The 9,031-nt window shown below is 66.5% G+C and carries 3 protein-coding genes and 1 pseudogene; 1 reads left to right on the top strand and 3 read right to left on the bottom strand.

The window, feature by feature from the left end:
- Positions 1–160 precede the first annotated feature (160 nt).
- Both ACFW2Y_RS14305 and ACFW2Y_RS14300 read right to left on the bottom strand, forming a co-directional pair.
- Positions 161–841: an ABC transporter ATP-binding protein gene (locus ACFW2Y_RS14305; RefSeq protein ID WP_384877745.1), complete on the bottom strand. Its 681-nt coding sequence runs from the start codon at positions 839–841 to the stop codon at positions 161–163.
- Positions 838–1,914 (bottom strand): ABC transporter permease, encoded by a 1,077-nt coding sequence (locus ACFW2Y_RS14300; protein ID WP_384877742.1) that lies wholly within the window; start codon positions 1,912–1,914, stop codon positions 838–840. The genes ACFW2Y_RS14305 and ACFW2Y_RS14300 overlap by 4 nt, the downstream gene beginning before the upstream one ends.
- A 125-nt stretch (positions 1,915–2,039) precedes the next feature.
- Between ACFW2Y_RS14300 and ACFW2Y_RS14295 the strand changes: the two are divergent.
- A pseudogene (locus ACFW2Y_RS14295) lies at positions 2,040–2,132 on the top strand (thymidylate kinase); the annotation flags it as partial.
- Between the two features lie 130 nt (positions 2,133–2,262).
- Here ACFW2Y_RS14295 and ACFW2Y_RS14290 read toward each other — a convergent pair.
- Positions 2,263–6,480, bottom strand: a complete 4,218-nt coding sequence (locus ACFW2Y_RS14290) for an FG-GAP-like repeat-containing protein (protein ID WP_384877740.1) — start codon at positions 6,478–6,480, stop codon at positions 2,263–2,265.
- Positions 6,481–9,031: the final 2,551 nt, after the last annotated feature.

Below are 9,031 nucleotides of genomic sequence, written 5' to 3'. Positions count from 1 at the left end.
GCACCCCGCGCGGCACCACCGGGACGGTGGGGACACGCCGGGTCGACCGGGGCGGGCGACCCGCGGGTGGGCACGTCCCCGCCCGGGGACGTGCCCACCGTCGATGGACCGCCCGAGGAGGGCGGGCCCGTCGGGGCGCGGGCCGTCCCGCGCGCACGGCTCAGGTCCGTACCGACTCCGTCAGTCGGCCGTCCTGGACCGTCACCGTGTGGTCCGTACGGGCCGTGTGCGTGCGGTCGTGGGTGACGAGGACCGTCGCCGTTCCCCGCTCGACCGTCAGCGTGGCGAGCAGTTCCATGACGGCCGCCCCCCGCTCGTGGTCGAGCGCACTCGTCGGCTCGTCGACCAGGAGCACGGACGGTTCGTTCATCATCGCCCTCGCGATGTTCACGCGCTGACGCTGCCCGCCCGACAGTTGGTGCGGCCGTCGGTGGGCCTGGTCCGCGAGTCCCACCGCGGCGAGGAGCTCTTCCGCCCGGCCGCGGGCGGCCTTGGGCGAGCGGCCGGACAGGTGGGCCATCACCTGGAGCTGTTCCGCCGCGCTCAACGAGGGCAGCAGATTGGGCTGCTGGAAGACGATCCCGATGTGTTCGCGCCGCAGCTCCGCCTTGGCCGCAGGGGTGAGGGACCCGGTGTCCGTACCGGCGACGACCACCCGCCCCTCGTCCGGGGTCACCAGGGTGGCGGCCACCGCCAGGAGGCTGGACTTTCCGGAACCGGACGGGCCGACGACGGCCGTGAGCGTACCGGCGGGGACGGTGAGGGAGACGGCGTCGAGGGCGGTGAGCCGGCCGTCGCCGTCGGGGTAGGTGAGGGTGACGGCGTCGAGGACGAGGCTCATCGGGCGCTCCCGAGGGCGGTGAGGGGGTCGACGGCGGTGATCCGCCGGATGGACAGTGCGGCGCCCAGGACACCGAGGACGATGATCACGGCGGCGGGACCGAGGACGGTGAGCGGTTCCAGGACGAAGGGCACGTTCCCACCGCTGACCAGGGCTCCGATGCCGACCGCGAGCACGGTGCCGAGCAGGGTGCCGGCGCCGAGCATGAGGACGGCCTGTCCCAGGGCGTCCTTGAGGAGGTACGGGGTGGAGGCGCCCAGCGCCTTCAGGACGGCGACGTCACCGCTGCGCTGGATGGTCCAGACGGTGAAGAAGGCTCCTATGACGAGCGCGGAGATCGCGAAGAGGAAGCCGCGCATGAGCTGGAGCGAGCCGTTCTCGGCCTGGTAGGACCCTATGGCCGTGAGGGCGTCGTCGGAGGTCCGGGCCTCGGTACCGAGCGCTTCGTCACCGGCCGCCCAGTCGACGTCCTCGCCGCTCAGCGCGATGACGGTGGCCTCCCCCCGGGAGGCGGTGCCGCTGCGACCGAGCTCCTGCCAGTCGTCGAGCGAGGTCCACACCACGGGGGTGTGGCTGTACGAGGCGTCACCGGAGACCGCGGTGACGGTGACCTCCAGCGGACCGAGACGGACGGTACCGCCGGTGGTGACCCCCAGCTCCTCCGCGGCCGACTCGGACAGGACCGCCTTCCCCGCGCCGACGGCTCCCGGGGCGAGCCCGGCGTCCGGCTCCGCCCCGAAGGCGGAGACCGCCGCGGTGCGGTCCCCGGCGACTGCGTTGACGGTGCGGATTCCGAGCGGCTCGGCCTCCGTCACCCCGGGCCGCTCCGACCACCCGCGCCACTGGTCCTCCGTCACCGTCGAATTGGTGAAGGAGACCGACTGACCGGACGGCGGCGCCGCGAAGGCCAGCCGGTCGGCGGGCAGGCCGGTGATCGCGGAGACGTTCTCTCGCGCGAGGCCGGCGGTCAGCCCGGACAGCAATCCCACGAGCAGGGTGATCAGCACGATCACCGTGCCCATGAGGGTGAAACGCCCCTTGGCGAATCTCAGGTCTCTCCATGCCACGAACATGCTGACCAGAGTGGTCCGCGAAGGCCGCCGCGGGCATCGCGCCACGGATGGCTCCACAATCAAACTTTCGGTTGATTCGCCGGAGGGGCTGCTGCGGGGTTGGGGGACACCTGATCACGCAGTAGGCCCACGAGACCTCTCCGCATCTCGGCAGCCCGGTCGACTGGCGGCCGTGGTCGGCCGAGGCCTTCGAGGAGGTTCGGCGCCGCGAGGCCCCTCGTGCCGTTCTGGCTGTGACTCAGATCAAGCCGGCCTTTCTGGCGACTTGGTAGGTGCCGATGCTGATGCAGGGCCGGCAGACGGTGCTGCTTGCCGACCCTGCCGCGTGTGCTGCCTGGTTGGGGTTGGTTAGGCGGGGCTGTAGCGCTCGATCATGTGGACGCGGTCGAAGGACCAGTTTCCGGCGGGGGTCTCCCAGCCGCCAGCGTGGGAGTTGAGAGTACCGTCGGTCTTGGCGATCCAGGTGAGCGTCCTGACTCGGCCGTCTTCGAAGCCGTACATGCCGCCGATGTCGTCACGACCATCGCCATTGAAGTCACCGGTGACGATCTTCAGGTTCTCCCTCCAGAAGTGGCCGGCTTCGATGCTCCAGATTTCCTTGCGGTTGCCGAACTTGCCGTCAGTGCCGCTGGGGTTGAAGCTGATCATGGCGTCATGGCCGTCACCGTAGTCGTACCAGGTGACGATGTCGTCGCGGCCGTCGCCATTGAAGTCACCAGAGTGCACGGAAGTACGTTCGAAACTGCCCCAGGCTGTGCTGAACCAGCCAGCGAGGGGTTCGTTGAAGCTGCCATTGGGTTTGGTGGTGAAGGTGAACAGTCTGCTGTCACCGTTGCTGTAGCCGTAGAAGACCCCGAGGTCGTCGCGGCCGTCTGCATTGTAGTCGCCGGTGACGAACTTCATGTTCTGCACATACCAGCCGTCGGCTCGGTAGAAGGAGGAGAAGGGGTAGTTGAAGCCACCCTTGACGTTGGCGATGAAGGTGAAGAGTTTGTCACTGCCGTCGCCGTAGGCGTACCAGGTGGCGATGTCGTCGCGGCCGTCGCCGTTGAAGTCACCGGACTGCACCCGGATGGCATCAAAGTTCCAGTGCCCGGCTGGGACGTTCCAGGAGACGAAGGGTGCGGCGAAGTTGCCGTCACCCTTGCCGAGCCACGTGCGCAAGTTCATGTGGCCGTCCTCGTAGCCGTAGAAGGCCGCGATGTCGCCGATGCCGTCGCCGTTGAAGTCACCGGTGGTGTGCTTCATGTTCTCGGCCCAGTAGTTGCCGGCGGCGGTCTCCCAGGCGTGGATGGGTGCCTTGAAGGTGCCGTCGGAGTTGGTGGTGAAGGTGTGGAGTTTGTCGCTGCCGTCGCCGTAGTCGTACCAGTCGGCCATGTCGCTGCGGCCGTCGTTGTTGTAGTCGTGTCGGACCGCGGTGCCGCTGGACCACTGGGACTGGCTCTTGGCGTTGTAGATGACGAGGTTGCCCTTGTCTTGGAGCAGGGCGTATCCCTCTGCGGCAGTTGTCCCCGACTGCCAGGCTATGGTGACGCCGTCAGCCTTGTAGACGACGAGGTTGCCGTCACCGCGCATGACGGCCTTGGCGCCCACGTTGCCGGTTGTTTTGGAGGACCACAGGGCGTTGCCGGCGTTGGAGGTGATGACCAGGTTGCCGTCGTCCTGCATCGTCAGTTTGGCCGAGCGGGAGGTCAGCGACTGGCCGGCCTCCAGTGTGGTGCCGCTGGGGATACGGGCGCCGCCGGTGATGCCGTCGATGGTGAAGGAGGCGCCGAAGGACCGATTGTCCGCGCCAGGGATCTTGCCGTACCAGCCGAGCATCGTGTTGTCGGTCTTGCGGGCCCACAGGTCTGCCAGGCCGTCGCCCGTCACGTCGCCAACGGACCCGATGGCGGGGTACGCGGACGCCTGGTATCCGACCGCGATCTTCACGCGGGCGGAAGTGTCACCCCAGGTGGTCGGGTCCAGGTAGCCGTTGGAGCCCTTCTTGCCGTAGGAGCGCCAGATGTCGCCCGTGGCGTCCTCACGCAGCCACAGGTCGGCGATGCCGTCCCCGTTGACGTCGCCGGGCGCGATCACGGTGAACTTGTTCCAGTCGCCGCCGCCGACGAGGACCGGCTCGCGGACGTCGAGGTTGTATCCGGCGCGGTTGCCATAGTAGGCCCACAGGAACGTGCCCTGCTTGACAAGCAGATCGGGCGCGGTGTCACCGTTGAGGTCACCTGGCGTGATGATCTGCTCGGCGTTGTGCCAGTGGTCGTCACCTGTCCACGTGTCGTCACCGAAGCAGCCGAGTTCCTCGTTGACCACCGGGCAGGAGACGGTCAGTTCGGTGTAGTTGTCGCTGATGACCCCTCTGCCGTTGTTGGGGTAGGTCCACAGGCGCTTCTTCTTCTCGATGTCGTCGTACTCGAGGGCGACCAGGTCGTTGTAGCCGTCCTGGCCCCAGTCTCCCCGTGAGTCGACGTCGGCGTCGGTGAAGTGCTTGCCGCCGCCGTTGGTGGCGGCGGAGAAGGTGGAGTTGCCCTGGCCGGCGTAGGTGAGAAGTGTGCCGTTGGAGTCGATGCTCCAGATGTCGCTGTGGGTGTCGCCGTTGAGGTCGGTCGGGCCGTCACGCTGCTGCGAGCGACTGGCGTAGTACAGGTAGGTGGCGGCGTCGGAGCGGTTGCCGGCCTTGTCGACGCTGTAGGCGTAGACGAAGTGCGGTCCGTAGCCGGGCGGGCTCACCGAGGCCGGGACACCGGGCGCGGCGTCGTTGGGGTCCGGGTTGTAGTCGGTCCACCAGACGTAGTGGTCGATGTCCGGCACCTCGTTGGCGGAGAAGGTGAACTTGCCCACGTCACGCGCCTTGCCGGTCACCGCAGGCCACCCGCTGTCACCGGGTGGATACTGGTTGTTCACCGAGATGATCACCGGCGGCTTGCTCGGCCGGGTGCGGTCGATGGTGAACTTGCAGGTGGTCGACCAGGGAGAGTAGGCGTTGTCCTGGTCCTTGGCGCGCACCCGCCACGTCCAGTTGCCGGACGGCAGATCCGCGTCCGGGACGACCCATGTGCTGATCTTGCCCTTGTTCGCGGGCAGCGACCTCGTCTTCGAGGTGCCGTCCGCCTTGATCAGCTGGAACTCGGCGGTGAGGTTTCCGGCATCCTCGTCGTCGATCTTCGCGTAGAGGCTGACCCGGGTGTTACCGATCAGCCCGCCTGCGGTGCAGCTCGTGCGCGGGTTGGTGCCCAGGTCACTCGGCTTCTTCGGCGGGTTGTTGTATGTCGTCTCCAAGATCGCGGTCTTGGGGTCGAACTTCTTCCAGCCGAAAGTGTCGGTCTCGTCGGAGGCGTAGAGGCCGAGGGTGATGCTCGACCAGCCCTTCAAGGCGGCATCGCGCATCTTGGCGGTGGTGTCGAACTCCAGGTTGCCGGCGGCGCAGTCCTCGCTGTTGCTCCAGCCCTTGGCGTCGTTCACCGTGTCGAGGGGAGAAGCGCCGATCTTCGACGGCTGCCGGTTCCAGGTGGTTTGCTTCGTGATGCCGGTGGTGTGCCACAGCTGCACTGGGCGGTGTTGGCAGGACCAGGACCAGGTGTTGCGAATCCGGAAGACCGAGGACTTGACCTGGGCGCCCCGGGTGTCGCTGGTGTCGAGCTGGACGAAGGACCGTGAGATCCGGTTCGAGCCGCCCGTCTGGGCCTCGTAGCCGACCCGGACGGGGTCCTTGGTGTTCCAGTACGACGTGTTCGGGTACTGCTTGTAGACCCGGGTCCAGTTCTGCTTCTCGCCCCACGCCCACGACGGATCGATATAGACCGGATACTGGGTGTCGGCGCCGGTGAGCAGTGCCTGGTCTGGCTTGATCTCCAGAACGTCTCCGGAGACCGTGGTCGGCATCTGCGCGTCCTGCGCACCAGGCGCGGGGTCGAAGACGTCCGCCGGGGCGGGGGGCTCCTCCTCCGTCACCGTAGAGGCGCCATAAGCGCTTATGCCCATGGAGGCCGCACCGCTGCTCGTGGTGGTCGAGTCCCACATTAGTGGCGAGGGGCTGGTGAACACCGTCTGCCCCGCCGGGTTCACGGCGCTGACGCTGCCCGTCTCGGCGTCCGTGGAGACGTCGAGACCGACCGTGTTCAGCTTGTACTTGAGCGAGGCGAGTTCAGGGTTCTTCGCCGCTTCGGCCGTCTTGACGACGAGCAGCTGCGAGAAGCCCTCTATCTCGGCCTTCAGCTGAAGGTCCACGCCAGGCAGGACCTCGACGTAGGTAGCGACATTCTCGGCCAGCGTCGGCGTGGGCAGCGCCATCGGCCAGGTCAGCGAGAGCGTACGACCGTCCTTCACGCCGGTGAGCAGCGGTCCGGTGCCTCCTCCGGAGAAGGTCACGTCGACCGTGGACGCCTTGGGAACGACCGTTCCGGCGGTCGTGAACACGAGGCTGGCGTCGGTCGGAATCCAGGCCCCCGCCCGCAGCAGACGCACCGGAGTGCCGTACCGCTTCACCGACCACGAACCGTCGGGCTGCGCCCAGGTATCCGTCGACTCCGTACGAGCCGAAACGAGCTCATAGGGCTGCCCCGTGGCCACTGCCTGCTCAAGCGCGAACTCCTCCTCGCTCTTGGACCCTTCCGCAACCGGATCGGCAGTGACGGCGCCATCCGCGACAGAGGAAACGGCGGCCAACGCGGTGGCGGGCAGAAGAAATCCGGAAGCAAATATTCCGGTTGCTGTCGCGAGTGATATCGCGCCGACCATTCGGCGTCTCGCCCGCCGGGCTTCGGGTGTTCTTGGATGCGTCACGTAAACCTCTCAATATTCGATGATGATCGAGACTTTATCCGCGATCCAAAGTACCCCCCACCCCCACCCCCCACCTGCCACTTTGCGGCAATCTCGGCGTTCATGTCTGATTCATCAATCAAGATCAGCTTTTGATTTATCTTCACCAACAAAAGGCGGATGGTCGCTTGCTACTGAGGTTGAACTCGTGGTGCCGTAGGGGCTGACGACTGGTCACCCACTGCAGCATCAGCAGGGCATGCGGCACCAACGGGGCATGCGGCACCCACAAGGGGACGGTCTGACCGCCGAACGACGGCAGTTCCACGAGGAGTGATCTCCGCCGCCGGCCGCCACCCCCTCGCCCACGTCACCAACCATGCCCACCCGCCCGAACTACTCTTACTAGCCGAGGCCTTCGAGCAGCGGTGGGACGACATCAAGGCCTACCTGACCACTGACATCACCAACGCCGCCTCGAGGGCAACAACCGCCTCATCAGGCTCGAAGTCCGCAACGCCTTCGACTGCAGACACCGAGCCGACCAACACCTCGAATCACGCCGCGCAATCACTCGGCGGAGCCGGCGAGAGGCGTACCCCAACTAAATTCGAAGACTCCGACATGGACTATCCACCATCAAGATCATCTTTAATGTCCATTCTAGTCCAAAATGGACCCTGCTAGCCTTTGCTGGCCTTATTCAAGGTTTATTGAGGGGGGATCAATGAGACGTTTCAGTATGCGTGGCCTACCGACGCTCTTGGCCGCCGCGGTGCTGGCTGGGGTGTTGCCCAGTTCAGCGGTTGCCGCAGGAGCCAATGGCGAGGCACGGCGTCACGTGGTAAAACAGCCAGAGGCTGTTGAGGTCATGAGAGTTGCGGTGGGTGGGACGCGGCGACCGGACGCGGCAGCCGCCAACTCCTGGCTGAAGAAGGCCCCGAACGTAAACTGGCCCCGTCCCGGCGCCGCAGAGGTGTCGCTCGCCACGGGTGGGCGGGCGGGTTCCCTTCCGGTCTCGGTGACGGCAGGAACTCCGTTGTCCCGCAAGGCTGGTGCCGGCGCACCGAAGAACCAGGCTCCAGCCACGGTGAAGGTGTCCGTCGCCGCCCGTGACACCGCCCGCAAGGCGGGAGTCGAGGGCATGCTGATCTCCGTCGCCCGTACAGACGGCGGACAGGACATGGCACCTGCTCGGGTCGACGTGGACTACTCGTCCTTCCGGGGCGCGTACGGCGGCGATTGGGCCGCACGACTGCGTCTGGTGGAGATGCCGGTCTGCGTCCTGACCACGCCGCACGACCCGAAGTGCCGGATCCAGAAGCCGATTCGGACGACGAACGACATCAGCTCCGGGAAGCTGTCCGCCCAGACTCAGGCGGTTCCCGCCGGCATGGTGCTGGCGGCGACCGCCGAGGCGGGCGGCGCGACGGGTGACTACAAGGCCACAGGCCTGCAAGCCTCCGGCTCCTGGAGTGCCGGTGGTTCGACCGGCGCCTTCACCTGGTCGCATCCGATCGGTGTGCCGACGGTTCCCGGCGGTTTGGAACCGCAGATCTCGCTCGGCTACAACTCCCAGGCGGTGGACGGACGTACCGCCGCGTCGAACAACCAGGCCTCGTGGATCGGTGACGGCTGGAACTGGGAGCCGGGGTTCATCGAGCGCAAGTACAAGTCGTGCAACGACGACAAGACTGGCGGCACCAACACGACCAAGGTCGGCGACCTGTGCTGGTACAACGACAACGCCACGCTCTCCCTCGGCGGCAAGAACACCGAACTTGTCTATGAGAAGGACAAGGGCTGGGTACCCGAGAGCGACTCCGGCGAGAAGGTCGAGAAGCTGTCCGGTGCTGTCAACGGTGACAAGGGCACGGCGGGCGTCGACGGTGAGGGTGAGCACTGGAAGGTCACCACGACCGACGGCACTCAGTACTTCTTCGGCTTGAACCGCCTGCCAGGCTGGAAGGACAACGGCACCGCCGCCGACGACCCGGTCACCAACTCCGCTTGGACCGTACCGGTCTTCGGCAACCAGTCCGGCGAGCCCTGCTACAACGCGAGCTTCGCCAGCGCCTGGTGCCAGCAGGCATGGCGCTGGCAGCTCGACTACGTCGTCAGCCCCACCGGCAACGCCATGGCCTACTACTGGAACACCGAGAAGAACAACTACGGCCGCAACGTCTCGGAAACCACCGGGAAGGCCACGGTAACCCCGTACGTCCGGGGTGGCTGGCTCGACCACATCGACTACGGCCTGCGCTCCGACACCGTCTACACCGGCAAAGCCATGGGCCAGGTCCACTTCGGCGTGACCGAACGCTGCCTCACCAACTGCGGCACCTTCGACGAGACCAAC

It is taken from the genome of Streptomyces sp. NPDC058877, from assembly GCF_042742855.1.
Taxonomy (GTDB): Bacteria; Actinomycetota; Actinomycetes; order Streptomycetales; family Streptomycetaceae; genus Streptomyces.
This window is presented reverse-complemented; position numbering and strand designations above follow the sequence as displayed.

Coding starts and splice junctions, on each gene's coding strand:
- ACFW2Y_RS14305 (WP_384877745.1), bottom strand. CDS start 841: ATGAGCCTCGTCCTCGACGCCGTCACCCTCACCTACCCCGACGGCGAC.
- ACFW2Y_RS14300 (WP_384877742.1), bottom strand. CDS start 1,914: ATGTTCGTGGCATGGAGAGACCTGAGATTCGCCAAGGGGCGTTTCACC.